The sequence below is a fragment of the Streptomyces endophyticus genome (assembly GCF_035798155.1).
Classification (GTDB): Bacteria; Actinomycetota; Actinomycetes; order Streptomycetales; family Streptomycetaceae; genus Streptomyces; species Streptomyces endophyticus.
Genome location: NZ_JAOZYC010000122.1, coordinates 1 through 18,184, shown reverse-complemented (window position 1 = coordinate 18,184; position 18,184 = coordinate 1). Strand labels below are relative to the sequence as shown.

Annotated in this window: 16 protein-coding genes; 7 read left to right on the top strand and 9 right to left on the bottom strand. The window is 70.3% G+C overall.

Annotated features, from left to right (window positions below; genetic code table 11):
• Positions 1-13 precede the first annotated feature (13 nt).
• Positions 14-352 (top strand): thioredoxin family protein, encoded by a 339-nt coding sequence (locus OKJ99_RS18605; RefSeq protein ID WP_326017701.1) that lies wholly within the window; start codon positions 14-16, stop codon positions 350-352.
• 6 nt (positions 353-358) lie between these two features.
• Here the strand turns inward: OKJ99_RS18605 and OKJ99_RS18600 are convergent, their stop codons facing one another.
• The 6 genes from OKJ99_RS18600 to OKJ99_RS18575 form a co-directional block, all read right to left on the bottom strand.
• The gene (locus tag OKJ99_RS18600) at positions 359-1,243 is read right to left on the bottom strand and encodes a DMT family transporter (RefSeq protein WP_326017699.1); all 885 of its coding nucleotides are present in this window, start codon (positions 1,241-1,243) and stop codon (positions 359-361) included.
• A 5-nt stretch (positions 1,244-1,248) separates the two neighbouring features.
• Positions 1,249-3,702 (bottom strand): Ig domain-containing protein, encoded by a 2,454-nt coding sequence (locus OKJ99_RS18595; protein WP_326017697.1) that lies wholly within the window; start codon positions 3,700-3,702, stop codon positions 1,249-1,251.
• Between the two features lie 86 nt (positions 3,703-3,788).
• Positions 3,789-5,126 carry a Gfo/Idh/MocA family protein gene (locus OKJ99_RS18590; protein ID WP_326017695.1) on the bottom strand — a complete coding sequence of 446 codons (1,338 nt, stop codon included), beginning with the start codon at positions 5,124-5,126 and terminating at the stop codon, positions 3,789-3,791.
• Positions 5,123-5,971 (bottom strand): carbohydrate ABC transporter permease, encoded by an 849-nt coding sequence (locus OKJ99_RS18585; RefSeq protein WP_326017693.1) that lies wholly within the window; start codon positions 5,969-5,971, stop codon positions 5,123-5,125. Before OKJ99_RS18585 ends, OKJ99_RS18590 begins: the two co-directional genes overlap by 4 nt.
• Positions 5,971-6,930, bottom strand: coding sequence for a carbohydrate ABC transporter permease (locus OKJ99_RS18580; protein WP_326017691.1), 960 nt, complete (start codon positions 6,928-6,930; stop codon positions 5,971-5,973). The genes OKJ99_RS18585 and OKJ99_RS18580 overlap by 1 nt, the downstream gene beginning before the upstream one ends.
• The gene (locus OKJ99_RS18575) at positions 6,927-8,204 is read right to left on the bottom strand and encodes an ABC transporter substrate-binding protein (RefSeq protein ID WP_326017689.1); all 1,278 of its coding nucleotides are present in this window, start codon (positions 8,202-8,204) and stop codon (positions 6,927-6,929) included. Before OKJ99_RS18575 ends, OKJ99_RS18580 begins: the two co-directional genes overlap by 4 nt.
• A 218-nt stretch (positions 8,205-8,422) precedes the next feature.
• On the opposite strand from OKJ99_RS18575, the gene OKJ99_RS18570 reads away from it, so the two are divergent.
• A complete protein-coding gene (locus OKJ99_RS18570) occupies positions 8,423-9,481 on the top strand; it encodes an ROK family protein (RefSeq protein ID WP_326017687.1) in 1,059 nt (352 codons plus the stop codon).
• Between the two features lie 112 nt (positions 9,482-9,593).
• Here OKJ99_RS18570 and OKJ99_RS18565 read toward each other — a convergent pair whose 3' ends face one another.
• Entirely contained in the window at positions 9,594-10,277 is a 684-nt protein-coding gene (locus tag OKJ99_RS18565; protein WP_326017686.1) for a hypothetical protein, read from the bottom strand.
• Between the two features lie 109 nt (positions 10,278-10,386).
• A complete protein-coding gene (locus tag OKJ99_RS18560; RefSeq protein WP_326017684.1) occupies positions 10,387-11,163 on the bottom strand; it encodes an SDR family oxidoreductase in 777 nt (258 codons plus the stop codon).
• Between the two features lie 230 nt (positions 11,164-11,393).
• Between OKJ99_RS18560 and OKJ99_RS18555 the strand changes: the two genes are divergently transcribed.
• From OKJ99_RS18555 to OKJ99_RS18535, 5 genes are all read left to right on the top strand, one after another.
• Positions 11,394-12,344 (top strand): RNA polymerase sigma-70 factor, encoded by a 951-nt coding sequence (locus OKJ99_RS18555; RefSeq protein WP_326017683.1) that lies wholly within the window; start codon positions 11,394-11,396, stop codon positions 12,342-12,344.
• Between the two features lie 207 nt (positions 12,345-12,551).
• A complete protein-coding gene (locus tag OKJ99_RS18550) occupies positions 12,552-13,469 on the top strand; it encodes a zinc-binding dehydrogenase (protein ID WP_326017681.1) in 918 nt (305 codons plus the stop codon).
• A 72-nt stretch (positions 13,470-13,541) separates the two neighbouring features.
• Complete coding sequence (locus OKJ99_RS18545) at positions 13,542-14,459, top strand: AraC family transcriptional regulator (protein ID WP_326017679.1); 918 nt, start codon at positions 13,542-13,544, stop codon at positions 14,457-14,459.
• Positions 14,460-14,607: 148 nt separating this feature from the next.
• A complete protein-coding gene (locus tag OKJ99_RS18540; RefSeq protein ID WP_326017677.1) occupies positions 14,608-15,849 on the top strand; it encodes an ATP-grasp domain-containing protein in 1,242 nt (413 codons plus the stop codon).
• 40 nt (positions 15,850-15,889) lie between these two features.
• The gene (locus OKJ99_RS18535) at positions 15,890-17,923 is read left to right on the top strand and encodes a hypothetical protein (protein WP_326017676.1); all 2,034 of its coding nucleotides are present in this window, start codon (positions 15,890-15,892) and stop codon (positions 17,921-17,923) included.
• Between the two features lie 57 nt (positions 17,924-17,980).
• Here OKJ99_RS18535 and OKJ99_RS18530 read toward each other — a convergent pair.
• A partial coding sequence (locus OKJ99_RS18530; RefSeq protein WP_326017675.1) for a hypothetical protein occupies positions 17,981-18,184 on the bottom strand: 204 nt, incomplete at its 5' end.

Below are 18,184 nucleotides of genomic sequence, written 5' to 3'. Positions count from 1 at the left end.
GTCAGGAGATTGCATGGCGAAGCGGGTTCACCGCCCCCGTGAGGACGCGGAGTTCAATTTCATCCTCGGGATGAGCCGCGTTCCGGTGCTCGCGTACTTCACCGGGACCTGGCCCAAGGCGATCGAGCCCTGCCGGGTGATGGACCTCGTCGTGGGTGACATCGCCGACGACTGCACGGGCCGCCTCACGGTCGTCCGCGCCGACATCACACGTTGCCCGGCCGCAACCGAGCGATACGGGGTCACCGGAGCCCCGTCCTACGTCCTGCTGAAGGAGGGAGAGGCGGTGGCGCACGGCACGGGGCCCATGACCATCGCCGAGGTACGGGAGTTCCTGGACGGCCACCTCTGAGCGGCCTTACGTGCGGGACGGCATGGTCACCAGGGCGATGCCCGCCAACGCGGCGCACAGCAGGGCCAGTTCGGCCGGGCTCGGGGCGCCTCGGTTGCCGAGTGTCCAGTCCCCGAGCCGTACCAGGAACGGCACGGCCAGTTGCACGGCCGCTGTGAACACGGGCCCGCACCGCAGTATCAGCCGGTGCTGGACCAGATAGGCGGGCGCGTACACGACGCCGCCCAGCAGAGCGATGCCCGCCCACTGACCGGGGGTGGCGCGTGGCGCGGTCAGGGCGAACGGCACGAGGAACACCGTCGCCACGCCGAGCAGCGCGGGCAGGGACACCGCGGGCGGCACGTCGCCGAGCCGCCCGCGGTACACGAACCCGTACCCGGCGAAGGCCAGCGTCCCGGCCAGCGCCAGGCCGAGGCCCAGCGCGTCCGGCCGGCCGCCGCCCGTGCCCAGCGCGTAGCCGGCCGCCGCGGTCGTCGCCAGGGCCGCGCCCGCCGTCTGCCGGAGCGTGGCGCGCTGCCCGAACAGCAGCGCGCCGAGCGCCAGCGACAGGCAGGGCAGCAGCGCGACCACCAGGTTGGTCAGCGAGGTGCCGATCCGCTCGATGGCCGTCAGCGTGCCGAGCGCGTACGCGGCGAAGCCGAGCAGCGCGAGCACGGCCACCAGGGCGATGCTCCCCGGCGTACGGGCAAGGGCGCGCAGGCCCGCCCGGTGCGCGGGCCGCAGCGCCGCGCATCCGGCGAGCACCACGGCGCACACCCCCGTGCGGCCCGCCGCCACGAGCAGCGGGTCGCTGTGCGCCACCAGCGCCCCCGAGAGCAGCCACGTACCGGCGAGCAGGACGACGAGCGCCGTCGACAGCAGCGCGGTCCCCACGCGCGGGCCCAGGTTCATACGGCTCAGCCGACGGTGAGGCGGTAGGCGTGCTCCGCGTCCGGCTGCCCTTCGGCGCTGTGCGCGGTGACGGTGAAGGCGGACGTGCCGGGACGCTTCGGCGTGCCGGTGATGCCGCCGGTGTCCCGGTTCAGGCGCAGCCCCTGCGGCAGGGCGCCCGTCGTGACTTCGTAGCGGACGGTGGCCGGGGTGTTGGTGGTCAGCCGTGCCTCGTACAGCTCGCGGACGTGCGCGGCGGGCAGCGCGGTGCCCGAGAGGGCGGGAGTGGGGACGGCCACGCGCTGCGGCTCGCCGACCGGGGCGCCGCTCGCGTCGAGCTGCTGCAGGGACCACTCCTTGCCGTCGGCGACCGTGCGCAGGTGCCAGTTGGTGGTCCTGTCGCGCAGCAGCGCCTTCTGCGCCTCGGTGAACGCGCCGAGGTTGCGGGCGCTCTCCCACTGCTTGATGGCATCGAGGATCTTCAGGCTCGCGTCGCCACCGCGGTTCAGGTCGGCGTACGAGGCCTGGAAGCCGACGCCCGCGTTGAGTCCCGCGCCACGGGCGAGTTTGCTCTCGATGCTCGTCAGGCCCTCGCTGGACTTGAGGCTGACCCAACCGAGCATCCCTGGAAGGAAGTTGTCCTTGTAGAACTCGTTGTTGATGAAGACCTGGTCCATGCTGGTGACACCGACCTCGCCCCAACTGGCGCGGGTCAGCGCGTCCCAGGTGTTGGACGTCATGCGACTGGTCTCGGTGACGAAGCCGTCCTTGCGGTGGTTCTGTGCGAACGCGCCGTTGATCAGGCGTGCCTGGCCGTACGATCCCCAGCCGGACTCCGAGGCCGACTCCACGCCGTCGTAGGAGTTGGCGCGGATGCCGGTGGCGTTCCAGGCGGTGCCCAGCCGGCCGGCGATCTCGTCGATGACGCCGAGACCGCCGATGGCACCGTTGTAGCTGTTGACGATGACGCGCGAGGCGGTGTCGGCAGTGGCGTGCGCGGCGGCCGTGGAGCCCCACTGGGCGCGGTGCAGACCGGTGAGCTGCCACTCGTCGCCGGCCTTGACGGCGTCGGTGTAGCCGATGAACTCGTCGCCGATCCGCAGGAGTTTGTTGTGCAGCCCTGCCGCGAGCAGTGTGTCGTCGTCGAGGTGGAGGGTGGTGTCGCCGGCGCCGAGCGGGCGGGTCAGGCGGGCCCGGCCGCCGAGGGCGAGACGCGGGTCGGCGGGGGCGGTGACGTAGGCGTCGTCGGTGGAGACGAAGTCGGAGATGGTGTGCACGCCGAGGTGGACACCGTTGTCCTCGGCCAGCTTCACGGCTGCCGCGGCTCCGGCGTCGCTGCCGCCGAGGCTCGCGTTGAACTCGTAGTGGCCGGTGGCCCGCCACGGCCCCACCGCGTTCGGCAGGCTGTAGAGGTAGTTGATGCCGGCGGCCTTGGCGAGGCGGGCGGACTGCGGGATGTTGCCGGTGTTCAGGTCGCTCAGCACCAGGAACGACTGGCTGCTGGCCTGCGCCGTCTTCTGCCACTGGCCGTTCTGCGTCGGGTACGGCAGTCCCTCGCCGGACGCGATGTCGGAGAGGACCGTCGGGGTGAGCGCGGGCGCGGCGCCGAAGAGGGCGATCGCCGATCCGGCGATCTTCCCCCGGCTGCCGGGAAGCGGACCGACGGGGATGCGGTGGCCGCCGACGTTCTGCCGTGTCCGCTCCTTCGTGTAGTCGTACGTGAAGGCGCGCAGCACCGACCCCCAGGGCGTCCTGCCCGCGGCGCTCCACTCCTCGTGCGGGGCGACCTGGAGGCGGGAGGGGTTGTCGGCGACCTCGCTCTCCCAGCCGAAGTCCTGGTACTCCTGGGGCCAGGCGCCCTCGGTGCGGTCGGTCAGCGGGCGAAGGCCGATCGCGAAGTCGTCGTCGTGGACCACACCGGCGGCCTCGCCGACGGTCTGCGTCACGTCCGTGGCGAGCGGGCCCCACAGCAGGGTCTGTACGTCGCCGCGGTCGGGACCCTTGACGCGGACGGCCTCCAGGGTCGTGTACCCGCCCTTCGCGACCGCCTTGACGTCGATGGCCGTACCGGCCTCGGCATTGGTGAAGCGCAGCACGGGCTTCGCGCCGTCGGCCACCGTGACGCGCGTGGGCCGTATCTGCTTGCCGTCCACGACCAGGCTGACCAGGGAGGCCGTCTTCCCGTCGGCGGTGTGGTCGCGGCCGGTGCGGGCGTCGGTGAGGGAGACGACGGTGCCGGCGCGGTCGAGGCCGATGACGAGGTAACCGGCGTTCAGCACGTACGCGGCGTCGGCTGTTCCGTGGGCGGGGTGCACGGCGGTCCGGCCCGACGGCACGGTGGCGCGCCCCGCAGCCGCGCCGGTGGCCTGCACCGGGCCTGCGGCGGTGACGGCGAGGCCCAGGGCGAGCGCGCCCGCGCCGAGGACGGTGAGGCGGGTGTGGTCGCGTCGGTCGTGTCGGGCAAGTCGGTCAAGTCTCATGAGAGGGCTCCCTGTTGCACGGGTCGGTGGCGCGACGCCCGCCGGTCGGTCCGGCCGGGCGATGGTGCAGTCCGGGCAGCGAGGCGTTACAGCCGTACGACCTCGCCCGTCAGCCGGGCCCGTTCCGCCGCGAAGACGACGCGGTGGGTGTCCCGGCTCTCCTCGACGCCGGTGAGGAGCAGTTCGGGGCGGCCCTCGTGGAGCGCCCGAAGGAACGCGGCGACCAGGCCCTCGTCGCCCCCGCCGTGGCCCTCGGCGGCCGAGGCCCCGCCGTTGTCGGTGTCGATGACGGTGCGTTCGTCGGTGACGAAGTCGTGGATGTCGAGGGTGCTGCCGTCGCCGGTGATCTGGCCGCGGCTGCCGAAGATCTTGGTGTGCCGGTTCTCCTGCGGCGTGAACGCGGTCAGGGTGAAGGAGGCGGTGACGCCGCCCGCGTACTCGAGGTTGACCACCTGGTGGTCGACGACGTCGTTGTCGCTGCGGTACACGCACCGCCCGTACGGGCCGTGGGTCAGCGCCTCGACGACGGCCTCCTCGCTCAGCTCGTCGGCGGCGATCCGGGTGAAGTACCGCTTGACGCCGCCCTCGCGCAGCCCGGACTGGTACAGCTTCTGCGCCGCGTACGGGCAACTGCCGGAGGCGGCGAGCGGGCAGGTGACGCAGCGATCGGTGGCGCCGGCCGGCGCGTTCTCGGGGCGGAAGTGGCTGAGCGAGCCGAACGAGGAGACGGCCCGTACCGGCCGCCCCACGACGTGGCTGAGCCAGTCGATGTCGTGGCAGGACTTCGTGAGCAGGGTGAACGACGACTCGTCGGTGCGCCGCCAGTTGCCGCGGACGAAGGAGTGGGCGAAGTGCCAGTAGCCGATCGGCTCCAGGTGCTGGACGGAGACGATCGTGCCGATCCGTCCGGCGTCGAGCAGTTGCTTGAGGCGCACGGTGTAGGGCGTGTAGCGCATCACGTGGCAGACGGTCAGGGTCACGCCCGCCGCCTCGGCGACGGAGGCGATCCGGTCGATGTCCTCCACCGTCGTCGCCATCGGCTTCTCCAGGAGGATGTCGTAGCCGCGCGCGGCGAACGCCTCGGCGGCCGCCAGGTGTTCGGCGTCCTGTACGGCGATGACGACGGCGTCGGCGAGCCGCGGCCCGGCGGCCAGCTCCCGCCAGTCGTCGAACAGGCCGCCTACCGGGACCCGGTGCTCGTCGGCGAGGGCCTGGCGGCGGCGCCGGCGCGGTTCGGCGACGGCGGTGATCCGTACGGGGATGTCACCGGCCGCCGCGAGGCTCGCGTATCCGGTGCCGCGTGCACCCGCGCCGGCGAGGGCGAGGGTGAGGGGGCGGTCGAGCGGACGGCCGTCGTGCCGGCGAAGGTTGCTGAACTCGGCGGTGCTGACGGGTACTTGGGGCATGGTTCGGGTCACGGTCATCCCTTGACGGCACCTCCGGTGAGGCCCTTGACGAAGTGCTTCTGGAGGGCGAGATAGAAGATCAGTACGGGCAGGGCGGCGAGGAACATCAGGCCGAAGACCTGGCCGTAGTCGGACTGGTGCTCGCCGATCGCCCGGTAGACGCCGACGGTCACGGTGGTGCCGCCGGCCGGCCCGAGGATGATCAGCGGGTTGAGGAAGTCGTTCCAGATCCACACGCCGAGGAAGATCAGCACCGAGGCGGTGGCCGGCCGCAGCAGCGGGAAGACCACCTGCCAGAACGTGCGCCAGCGGCCGGCGCCGTCGAGCTGGGCGCTCTCCTCCAGCTCCAGCGGGATGGTGCGGATGAAGCCGGAGAAGACGAAGACGCCGAAGGGGACGTAGTAGCCCACATTGAAGGCGACGATTCCCTGAATGGTCGTCATCATCCCGGTCAGGCGCAGCACTTCGGTGACGGGTACGAGGATCACCTGCGGCGGGATCATCAGCCCGGCGAGCAGCACCAGCAGGCAGGCGCGGGCGAAGCGGTTGCGGGAGCGGGCGAGGTAGTGGCCGAGCAGCGCGGAGACGACGGTCAGCACGACGATCGACAGGAACGTGATGGTGACGGAGTTGATCAGACCGTTCCAGAACAGCCGGTCCGGGCGGTCGAGCGCGGCGGAGAGGTTGTCGAGGGTCGGCGGCCAGGGCAGCGCGGCCGGGCTGCCGTCGATCTCGCCACCGGGCTTGAAGACATTGACGAGCACCAGGTAGAGCGGCAGGAAGAACGCGGCGGTGACGACCAGCGTCACCACGGGACGTGCCCAAGGAGCCCTGCCGGTCGGGGAGTTGGCGGTGTCGGACATCAGAAGTCGACCTCCCGGCGCTGCAGGAACTTCAGGACGAGGCTGGAGACGACGGCGACGATCACTAGCATCAGCAGGGCCATCGCGGAGGCCTCGCCGGTGCGGTTGGCGGTGAAGCCGGTCTGGATCACGTCGAAGGCGAGGGTGGCGGTGGTGCCGGTGCCGGGCCCGCCGCCGGTGAGGACCTGGATGTGGTCGTACGCCTTGAAGCCGGTGATCAGCAGCATGACGGTATTGATCGTGAGGGCGGGCGCGAGCATCGGCCAGGTGACCTTGCGGAACCGCAGCCAGGCCCCGGCCCCGTCGATCTGCGCGGCCTCGTGCAGCTCCTGCGGGACGCTCTGGAGCCCCGCGAGGTAGACGACCGCGCAGAAGCCGAGCATCTGCCAGCTGATGATGAAGCCGACCGAGTACAGGGCGAGACCGGGGTCGGAGAGCCAGCCGGGCGGTGCGGCGACACCCAGGGACCGCAGCAGTGTGTTGACGAGTCCGTCGTCGGTGAGCATGGCCTGCCACACGACGGAGACGACAACCGACGAGAGCACCACTGGTACGAAGAACACGCCCCGCAGCGCCGTGTAGAGGCGCCCGCGCCGATCGAGGAGCACCGCCACGGCGAGTCCGGCCGCGTTGGGCACGACCACGATGATGAGAGTGAGGACCGTGGTGACCTTCAGGGCGGTCAGGAACGTGTCGTCGGTGAGCAGCCGCGTGTAGTTGTCGAGTCCGACGAAGTCGGTGCCGGGTGCGAACTGGTTGGCGTTGGTGAGGCTGTAGCCCAGGCTGAGCAGCACGGGGGCCGCGACGAAGCAGGCGTAGAACAGCAGGCCGGGCGCGCCGAAGCCGAGGAAGTGGCGGATGGCCGGCCAGGGGGAGCGGCGTTCGGGCACCGCCGCGGGGGCCGGTCGCCGTGCGGTCGAACTGCTCCTGGGGACTGGGGACTTGGCGACTGTGCTCACTTGGTGTCGGCCTTCGCCCACTCGTCGTCCAGGTCCTTGGTGACCTCGTCCGCGTCCTTGCGTCCGGCGATGATGTCCTGGGCGAACGCGTAGGACTTGTCGACCATGCCCGGCAGCAGCGCGTCGTCACCGGTCTCCACCAGGAAGGCGTTGACGATCCCGTCGGCCTTCACCGCGTCCTCGTAGACCTTGGCGGTTGCCCGGTACACGGGGCCCATGCCGGCGGGCGGCGTGTAGCCCTTCTCCGCGATGATCGCCCCGTCGGCCTTCACCACGGCGTCCAGGTTCTGCTTGTCCGCATTGAAGGCGAGCGCGAACTTCTTGGCCAGGTCGACGTGTTCGGACTTGGCGCTCACCGACATCCCGCCGCCGGTGTACGAGGGCACGGCGAGCGAGCCGTCGTCGGTCGGGAACGGGAAGACGCCGATGTCGTCCTTCATGGGGCTCTTGTCGGCGGCGGTGGCGAACCAGGTGCCCATCGGATACATGGCGCCCTTGCCGGACAGGAACGCCTTCTCGGTGGACGCGTAGTCCCGCGACAGGCCGCTCTTGTCGACGTACCCCTTGTCGACGAGGCCGGTGAACTTGGCGGTGGCGCTCTTGAACAGGGGGTCGGAGAAATTCACCTTGCCCGCGCGGCGCTGGGCCATCCAGTCGGGCGTCTTCTTGTACACGTCCGTTCCCACGAGCGCGGTCCACAGGTACGAGGCCGCGAACGCGTCCTTGCCACCGCCGCTGACGACGAACGGCTCGACTCCGGACTTCTTCAACTGGGCGGAATCAGAGAGGAGTTCCTTGTAGTCGCGCGGCGGTGCGTCGATGCCGGCCTTCTTGAACTTGGCCTTGCTGTAGTACACGAGCGGGGTCGGCTGCGTGTTGTACGGCAGTTGGTAGATCTTCCCGCCGATGGGGTTGGACCTGGGGAACGTGTAGTTCTTCAACTCGGCTTCGGAGAACGGGGCGAGCTGCCCGGACTCGGCGAACCCGGACGGCGACACGGCGATCATCACGTCCGGGAACTGGCCGGAGGCCAGCAACTGCTTGGCGTAGCCGGTGCGGTCCGCGCTCGGCGCCACCAGCTTCTTGACGTGCACGCCGGGCACCTGCTTCTCGGCGCGGGCGATGGCGGCGTCCCAGTACGCGGCGTCGAGGTTCGGGGTCTCGAAAGTGAGGAACGTGAGGGTCGCCTCGCCGGCCTTGCCGTCGCCGGACGAGGGGCTGCTGCCTGCCGGGCTGCACGCGGCGGCGGCCAGGCCGACTATCAGCAGGGGCACGGTGGTTCGGAGGATACGGTTCACGGCGATGCACGCTCGATTCGGCGGACGGCAGACGATGGGCGTCTTGCGGAACACAGTGAATTATTTTTGCTACCTTCTGAAATAACGCGGCTCGATAGTCCACCCGGGCCACCACCACGTCAAGGGGGTCGTTCACTATCGCTGCGACACCAGGGGGCGATTCGTCGCTGCTCCGGCGCTACAACCAGGCCGCCGTGCTCCGTGCCCTGCACGCCGCGGGGCCGCCGGGTCTGACCCTGACCGAGCTGGTCAGGAGCACCGAAGTGGCCCGCGCCACCGTCGAGAACGCGCTGGCGGGCCTCGTCGAACTGCACCTGGCCGCCGAGGCCGAGCCCGACGAGGACGCTCCGCGCCAGGTCGGCCGCCCCGCCAAGCGCTATCGCTTCCACGCCGCGGCCGGCCGCGTGCTGGGCTTGGACGTCGGTGTCCACAAGGTGCTGGCCGTCGTGGCCGACCTCAGCGGCACCGTGCTCGGAGTACGGCGCACTGCGGTCAGCCCGGAACTCCCTCCCGAACGGCGCCTGGCCGCCGCCCGTGCCCTGGGCCGCAGGGCACTGCGCGGCACGGGCGAGGGACCGGTGCGCGCTGTCGGCGTCGGCACCACCGGCATCGTCACCGCCGACCACACCGTCGCCGTCAGTTCACGGCTGCCGGGCTGGGCGGGCACCGACCTGGCCGCCGATTTCCGAGAGGGCTTCGGCGCACCGGTCGTGGCGGGCAACGACTCGAAGCTCGCGGCGCTCGGCGAGCGGTGGCGCGGCAGCGCCCGGACCATGCGTGATGTGGTCTACGTACATGTGGGGCGCCGGATCTCCACCGGAATCGTGCTCGGCGGCACCGTGCTGCACGGCACGCACGGCGCGGCGGGCGAGATCGGTGAGCTGCCCGGTTCCGACTGGCACCGCGCCCACGAGCGGCTGCTGGCGCGCTGGGGTACGCCCGAGGCCCTGTTCGCGGCGGTGCGGGAGCGGGACAGGTCCGCGGCCCGGGCGTTGGACTCGTTCATCGCGGACCTCGTCCAGGGCATCGCGCCGGTGGTGCTCACCGTGGATCCGGAGGCCGTGGTGATCGGCGGCGGCCTGTCCCGCGCGGGCGATGTGCTGCTCGACCCGCTGCGCGCGCGCCTGTCCGAGGTGACCTTGTTCCCCGTCGCCGTCGTCGGCTCCGAACTCGGCGACGAAGCGGTGGCACACGGTGCGTTGCGGCTCGCCCTGGACACCGTCGAGGCGCAGCTGTTCGGGATGGGGGACTGACGCCCCCGCGGCCGCGCGATCGCAAGGCGCCGGGAAGTCCTGTGCGATCGCGTACGCAGCGTGACTGTCGATCTCCCTGGGTGTAGCCAGTACTGGCGCTGTGGGGCGACGGCTACGTGGAAGGCCGCCCTGACGGCCCCCGCACGTCCATCAGGTAGCGCTGTGTGTGGGCGTGTGCCTGCTGAGCATCGAGTGTTCCTGCGTCCAGGCTCAGAACGTGCCACGGGGTCCGTGCCAGCAGGCGAACAGTCAGGTCGGCCTCGAAGCGGAGATGCGCGGCGGCCGACGAGAAGTCGTGAACGGCCCGAGTACCGGGGGAGCCTGCGAGTTTTCGCACGTACCAGTCTTCCCAGGCGGCGCCTTCTCGCTCGACCGCGCGCCGCAGTGCCGTCTCCGGGTTGTCGTGGACGTAGACCACGGTGACCTTGGCCGGCTCCACGGCCAGGACCAGCTCTTCCATGACGTGGACGAGAGCCTCCTCGTCGTGGCCCCACGCCACAAGGGACGGAATGAAGGGCAGCAGGGCATCCGTCACCAGGTAGTCCGTGCCCGCCGCGAGTGACTCCGCGACGTAGGCGCGAGTGCACTCCACGAGGGTGGCGGGCCGGACGGCGGAAGCCCCACCAGCGAACTCTTCAGCCACGGGCTGGAAGGCCGACCGTGTGAGGATGTCGGCCTCCTCGAAGTGGTCGACCGATGCGCCGACGCCGGTGAGCCACTGGGCCACCGAACGGCACAGGGTCGACTTGCCGACGCCAGGGCTGCTCCCGATGACGGAGATGAGGTGCGTAGTCATGGCGGCAGTTTCGCAGCGGGGCGACACGGGGCGATCCCGTCGGGAATTACGGAGCGGCCCTGTCGGGCATTCTGGAGACACTCGACGCCACCACAACACGCCAACAACGTCAGGAGCGGGGCTGGGCGGCGAGCCACTCCTGGAACGTGGGGCCGGCGAGCTTCGCGTGCGGGCCCGGCAGGAACGCGCCGGAGGCGGCGAGGTCGGCGTCGGGCATGGTGGAGCCGTCCGTCGCGACGACCTTGACGTCGCGTCGGGCGGCCAGCAGGGCGGCGGCCTCGGACAGGGTCTCCCGACGGGGGCCGGCGATCTCGGGTATGGGTGTGCCGGGGGTCTGACGGGCGGACACGTCGGGGTCGGTGGCGAGGTCGACCAGCGCCTCGGCGACGGTGCGGCAGGCCACCAACTGGGCGGGCAGGGCGGGGACATACGCGGTGTCGCCCTGCTGCCAGTCCAGGAGCTGCCCGACCAACTCGTGGAACTGCGCGGCCCGCAGGATGCAAGCGGGCAGCGTGCCTGCCAGGTGGGCTTCTTCGTGCGCCTGCTGGGCGGCGATGAACCCGGCGGTGGCCTTGTCCGCACCGATGATCGACATCGCGATGATCCGCTCGACCCCGGCCCGCTGCCCGGCCCGGTGCAGGTTGTCGGCGGCGGTGCGGAAGAACTCCGCGGCGGCCTCCTTGTCGGAGGCGTGCCAAGAGGCGGCGTCGAGGATGGTGTCGGCGCCGGTGAGGGCCTGTTCGAGGCCGGTGCCGGTGATGATGTCCACGCCGGTGGCGCGGGACATAGGTACGGCCCGGTGGCCGCGTTCGGTCAGGACGTCCATGATGTGGCGGCCCAGACGGCCGGTGGCTCCGGCGACCGCGAAGGTGGTGGCGGTGGGCATGGCGGGTTCCCTAAGAATGTGAGGCGGTCCGGGAGGACCGGGTGTGGCTAATGGCGGGTTGTCTCTTCTCCGGGCGATCTCGTGGTGGACACCCATGGGACGGTGGCGCTCCGGCCCGCGTAACAGCCGTACCGGTGTGACGTGCGCCACCGGTCGGCGGTGTTACGCGGGAGCGCCGCGCGGCGTCACGTGGGTGAGGGAAGCCACCAGTGGGCAGGCAGGAGCACGGCATGGACCAGTTCAGCGGCCGTACGGCGGACGCGGTGGGGGCGACCGGCCGCGCCGGCCGCGAGGCGGATGCGGTCGACACGGCCACCGAGGCGTTCGTCGCGCACCGCAATCTGCTGTTCACCGTCGCCTACGAGATGCTCGGCTCCGCCGCCGACGCCGAGGACGTGCTGCAGGAGACCTGGCTGCGCTGGGCCGGCGTCGACCCGACGACCGTTCGGGAACCGCGCGCCTACCTGGTGCGGATCGCCACCCGCCAGGCGCTGGACCGGATGCGCGCCCTGGGCCGCCGCAAGGAGTCGTATGTCGGGCCGTGGCTGCCCGAGCCGCTGCTGACCGCGCCGGACGTCGCCGACGACGTCGAGCTGGCCGACAGCGTCTCGATGGCGATGCTGCTGGTGCTGGAGACGCTGCAGCCGGTCGAGCGGGCGGTGTTCGTGCTGCGCGAGGTGTTCGCCATGGAGTACGACGAGATCGCCGGGGCCGTGGACCGGAGTCCGGCGGCGGTCCGTCAACTCGCCTACCGCGCACGGGCGCACGTCGCGGCGCGCCGCCCCCGCGGCACCGTCTCACCCGCCCAGACCCGGGCCGCGCTCCAGGCCTTCCAGCGGGCGGTCGAGACAGGTGAGTTGCAGAGCCTGCTGGACATCCTCGCGCCGGACGTCGTGGCGTTGAGCGACGGCGGCGGGATCAGGCACGCGCTGCTGCGGCCGGTGGTGGGCGCGGACCGGGTCGCCCGGCTGCTGGAGACCGGCTGGTGGCAACGCGACGCTCAACGGACCGTCGAAATGGTGCAGATCAACGGCGGCCCCGGGCTGCTGGTCCGGATCGACGGGCGGGTCGACGGCGTGGTGGCGGTGTGCGTCGAGAGCGGGCTGATCACCGGGGCGTACCACGTCCGCAACCCCGAGAAGCTGGAACGGGTGGCGCGGCAGACCACCGTCAGCCGCTGACCCTGTGCGTGCCGTCGTGCCGGCGGATGTTCACGCACCGACACAGCACGCACCGACACAGATCGTCAACTGATCGGCTCTCACGGGGCTGGTCGTCGCGCCGGCCCTGCGTAAGGGTTTCAGGGAGGCGGCAGTGCGGCATTCGCGCACTCCGTCCGCTGCCGCGCCGAGTGCCCAGGCGCATCCACGAGAGAGGGAATCCCACCCATGCGCGCCCTTGTGGTCGATCACGGCGAGGCCAGACCCGTCCGGTTCGCCGATGTCGATGAGCCCGTGCCGTCCAGCGACGAGGCGTTGGTCGAGATACGGCACATCGGTCTCAACTTCGGAGAGCTGAATTACGTGGACCAGTGGCCGGCCGGCGCTGTGCACGGCCACGACGCGGCCGGCGTCGTGGTGCGCGCCGCATCCGACGGCTCGGGGCCGCCCGAAGGTACGCGCGTCGCAGTGGGAATGGCTCCCCACGCGTGGGCGGAGCGGGTGGCCGTCAGCCCCGCCTCGCTCGGCACCGTCCCCGAGGGCGTGGATCTGGCCGACGCCGCCGCGCTGGGGATCGCCGGAGTCACCCCGTTCCGGGTGCTGCGCACGCGTTCCCTACTGGCGCGCAACGTCCTGGTCACCGGCGCCAGCGGGGGCGTGGGGCACTTCGCCGTCCAGTTGGCGGCGCTGGCGGGCGCCCGGGTGACGGCACTCGTGGGTTCGCCGGACCGGGCCGCCGGACTCCGCGAACTCGGCGCCGACAAGGTCCTGACCGACCTGAGCGACCTGGCCGAGACCGAGTACCGGTTCGACCTCGTCCTGGACACGGTCGGTGGCCCGCTGCTGGCCCAGGCGTGGAGTTCCCTCGCCGAGGGCGGCACCATCCACCTCGTCGGTTACTCCTCGGGGCAGGACACCACGTTCCCGTCAGGGGTCCTGTTCGGCTTCGGCGAACCCCGTTCCATCGCCACCTACGGCGACATGACGCCGACCGGCGGGGAGTTGACGGACCTGCTGGGCCTCATGGCCGCCGGGAGGCTCTCGGCACCGGTCGGACTGCGAGGCGACTGGCGGGACGTGGGCGACGCCGTCCAGGCACTGTTCGCGCGGAAGGTGCACGGAAAGATCGTTCTTGACGTGATCTGACCCCGCCGTGATCTGACCCTGTCACGCTCTGACGCCCGTCATGGTCCGACGCCCGTCGACGAGAATGGAACGATGGACGTACTCACGGAGGCCCTGCGCGTATCGGGTGCGCGAGGAGCGCTCGGGGTCGTGCTGAAGGCCGGAGGAACCTGGGGCCTGTGGCTGGACTCCTCTCCGGGAGCCGCACTGCACGTGGTGTCCCGCGGCACGATGTGGCTCCACGTCCCGGGCGCGAAACCCCTGGAGGTGCAGGCAGGAGACGCCGTCCTGTTGTCACCGGGTACCGCCCACGGGATCGCCGGCGGATCCAGTACGACGATGGGTCCCTGCGACCGGAAGGCGACGGACCAGGCCCTCACCGACGGCAGCCCCCTGCACCTGGGCTCGGCGCCGGCGCAGACGGAAGTGCTCGTCCTGCGCTATGAGCAGGACCCGGAGGTGAGCACGCCGGTGCTCACCTCCCTCGTCCGGCCGATGCACGTCACCAGCCGGGAGAACACACAGCTCAGAAAGACCGTCGAGCTTCTCACCGCGGAGCTCGCGCAGCCGCAGATCGGCACCACCGCCGCCGTCAACAGCATCGTCGACCTTCTGCTCATCCAGTTCGTACGCGTCTGGCTGGCCCGCCACCCGGAGAAGCAGTCCGGCTCATGGCTGGGCGCGATGCGCGATCCGGTCGTGCGCGACGCCCTGGCGTGTGTCCACGCCCGACCACAACACCCCTGGACCACCGCGTCCTTGGCGGCCGCGACGGCGGTCTCCCGCACGACGCTGTCCCGGCACTTCCGGTCCGCCCTCGGACAGACGCCGGGCGCGTACGTGACGCAGTGGCGCATGGACCTGGCATCCGTCCGGCTCCGCGACACCGACGAGCCGGTCGAGTCGATCTCCGGCGCGGTCGGCTACGCCTCGCCGCACGCTTTCAGCCGTGCCTTCCGACGTGCCCGAGGCATGCCACCGGGCGAGTACAGGTCCCGACTTCGCAAGTGATCGCAGGCAGGCGATCAGCAGGCAGGCGATCACCGGCAACACTTCGCCCCGGCGAAGCAAGCTCAGCGTTTGTCCATCAGATCGTCGGGCAGGGAAGTCAGCCCAGCCACACCGTCGATGGGCGTACGCGCCGAAGGAGAAACGGTTTATGACACAGGGCGAAACAGCCACCAGGAACCCGGACAAGGGATACGTAGCACTCCTTGGCTGGAGTCTCAACGCAGTGGAAGCCCTGGACCGATTCGATCGGAGATACGTCGTCGTGGCCCCGGAGTGGGCAGAGCAGTACTGCGTCGACCACGACATCCCCTACGTACCGTGGAATTTCGAACGGCTCAACGACCGCTCCATGGAGATCGCCGAGACCCTTCAGAACGAGGGTGTCGACGTCGCGATCCCGCTGTACGAGGAGACGGTCGAATGGGCGGGGGCTATCAACTCCGTTCTGCTCGACAACCCGCGGCTGTACGGCCAGGCGATGCTGCTGCGGGACAAGGCGCTGATGAAGCGCCGCGCGCAACTCGGCGGCATCCGGGTCGGAATCTTCGAGGAGGCCCACGACCGGGACGACGTGACCCGCTTCCTCCGGCGCGTCAACCAGACCCTGCTGAAGCTGGACGGCGACCCGAACGACCCGATCCACCTCAAGGCGTTCGACAAGGCAGGATGCCTCGGGCACCGCGTCATCCGCACCCCGGACGAGGTCGACACGATTCCGGACGAGGAGTTCCCCGTCCTCATGGAATCCCACCTCGACGGCTGGGAGTTCGCGGTCGAGGCGTGGGTGCACAACGGGAAGATCAAGTTCCTCAACATCTCCGAGTACGTGACGCTGGGGTACTCGGTGTTCGTCCCGGCGACCCCGGAACTGGAGCGGTACCGCCCGCAGATCACGGCGCAGATCGAGAAGCTCATCAAGACGTTCGACATCGAGTTCGGCTTCGTGCACCCGGAGTACTTCGTCACCAGTGACGGCGAGATGTACTTCGGCGAAGTCGCCTACCGGCCGCCGGGCTTCAAGGTGTTCGAGCTCCTTGAACGGGCATACGGGTTCAACGCCTACCATGCGCTGGTGCTGGCGTTCGACCCGAAGACGACCGAGGAGGAGATCGACGCCTTCTTCCCGCGCGAGGTCGTCGACGCGTCCGGGGTCGCCGGCTGCTTCGGTGTCTACCCGCGCCGCCGTGTCGTCAGCGAGCTGGAGATCCCGGAGGAGACCGAGGACGACGACTACTACGAGTCGCACGACCTCTCGACACCGCTCGAGGAGACTGTCACCAAGAGGACCGCGTTCGGCACCCACTGGGGTCTGGTGTACTTCTTCGGTGATGACCCCTACCGGATGCGCGAACTGTTGAAAAAGCAGGAAGAGCTCGACTTCTACGTCTGACATCCACGTGGACGCAGGAGGCCAACCCGAGGGAACCCCTTTGAAACCGACCGTCGATGTCAGCGGTGCGGCCACGACGCTGGACAAGCGCGTGGCCGCACTCGACGACGCCACCCAGGCCATGGCCGAAACCCGCGACTTCGGCAAGCACACGAAGCTGCGGCGGCTCCTGGAAGCCTTGCGGAGGGTGCTCATGCAGCCGGGCGGCGCCGCGGCGGTCCAGGCCAGGGCGCAGGCACTTGAGGAAGCCGGCGTCTTCCAGGGGACGGACTGGGCGTCACCGGAGATCCTCATCCCGGCGCTGGTCGGCCCGGGGCTGCACAGCGGAGACGCGGACACCGTCGTCATGGAGGCGACGAGCGAGCTGCGGATGCTCGCCGTCGCCCGCGGCGAGTTCGCGCACCCGACGCTGCCCGCCGAGGACGCCCGTCAGTTCCTCTCCCAGGTGCTGGCGACCAACCTGGAACTGTTGTTCAGCGCGCCCAGCGAGGCAGAGCGGGTCCAGCAGGGCCGGACCGCACAGCTCATCCGGGACCTGTTCCGTCACCTCGCCGACGAGGTCGGTTACGACAGCGTCATGGACAACCTGGTCGACGAGATCTGGCGGATCCTGCGGCAGCGTCCGATCCAGGTCGAGGCGGTGCAGACCCTGATCACCAGGATCGCGGTCTACCGCAACGACCCGGACGTCGCTCTCGGCGTCTCGTCGGGACAGGGCATCGACCGGCTCATCACGGGCCTGTTCGGGACCACCGAGGCGTGCAGGGACGACCCGGGCATCGAGGTCTTCCGTTCCCGTCTTGAGGCGATGGACACCGGCGGCCTGCAGTACGAGGCGACGGGGTTCGCGCGGGCGATGCACGACACCGGCCTGGTGTCGCCGTACCACGCGGAACTGCTCCGCTTCCTTCTGCGCGAGAGCGACTACCTCCTCGGTGAGGCGCTCGGTCTCTCCGACACCGGCCGGAACTGCCTGCTGCGCTACAGCGAACTGGTGCACCGGCTGATCGAGGTCGCCGTCCACCCGCAGACCGCGCAGAGCATCTACGGTCTCGCGCTGCTGCTCGACCGCGGCATCCTCTACGAGCCGCCGGTGGTGCCCGCGCTGTGGCGCCAACTGGCGCTCGAACTCTCCCCGGCCGCGCACGAGCGGCTGACGGCGGCGTTCGGCGAGACACCGGGGCCGCAGGCACGCCTGGTCGCGGGGGTGCTCTCGATGCTGGGCCTGCCGCTCGGTGTCGGCCAGGGTGACAACCCCACCTGTCAGTCGGCCCGCGCGCTGTCCATGTGGGCCTACAACGACCCGGACTACCTGCTGCAGGTGGTGGTCTGGGCCGCCCGCGACGACGAGATCCTCATGCACTTCGAGGGGCAGCCGATCTCGTCGCAGGACAGCGAGACCGGAGTGGCGAGCACGCTGCCGACGGACCTGGACCCCGTATCGCTGCTCGTGGTGCCCCACTTGGACCGGATCTACGCCGAGATGGGGCGGCGCTGCGTCGGGCGGCCGGGGGACCCGCACCGGTGGGTCAACCCCGAGTTCCACGGCTGGTGGACGGCTCGTGGGTTCCACATCAACGTCGACGTCGCGACGGGGAACCTGGTCGACCTCGACGAGTTCCTGCGGCAGTTCCACGCGAGCTACCACCCGACCTACAACGGTGAGCAGCCGCTGATCCACCCGCAGCCGGCCGGCGTCGCCGTCACCGACAGCGCGGCCCGCTACATCGGCTGGCACGCGATCACGATCCTGCGGGTCGCGCCGGACCCCCAGGACGTCATGCGCGTGTACTTCTACAACCCGAACAACGACAGCGGCCAGGACTGGGGCGACGGCGTCGTCGTCTCCACGGCGGGCAACGGCGAGCGGTTCGGCGAGGCCTCACTGCCGTTCGACCAGTTCGCCTCGCGGCTCTACATCTTCCACGCCGACCCGCTCGAACACGGCGAACCGGAGCGGGTGCCCGCCGAGGACGTCGCAGGGATCATCGGCTACATCGAGCGCAGCTGGGGCAACGACCGGCTGCCCGGGGGGACGCTGCAGGCACTCGAAGGACCCGCGAGCCGGGGCTGAGGTCGCGCCATGTCCACTGTTCGAGGGTGATTACCTCACCGTCGAACACGCGGAAATCTATCGCGGCTGGAGTAGACATTGGGCGGTGGTGTGGTTATGGTTTCTCTTGTAGCTGAGATCGAGCGAGCCCGGCAGGGATGTACTGCCGGGCAGCAGTACCGCAGTTGCAGTACCCATAAGTGATTGATCCCAGAGGGAAGAAACGGAGGAGCCGAGCGCCATCAGGATCGCCCGGGCGGAGTCTTGAGCCCGGGTACCGCA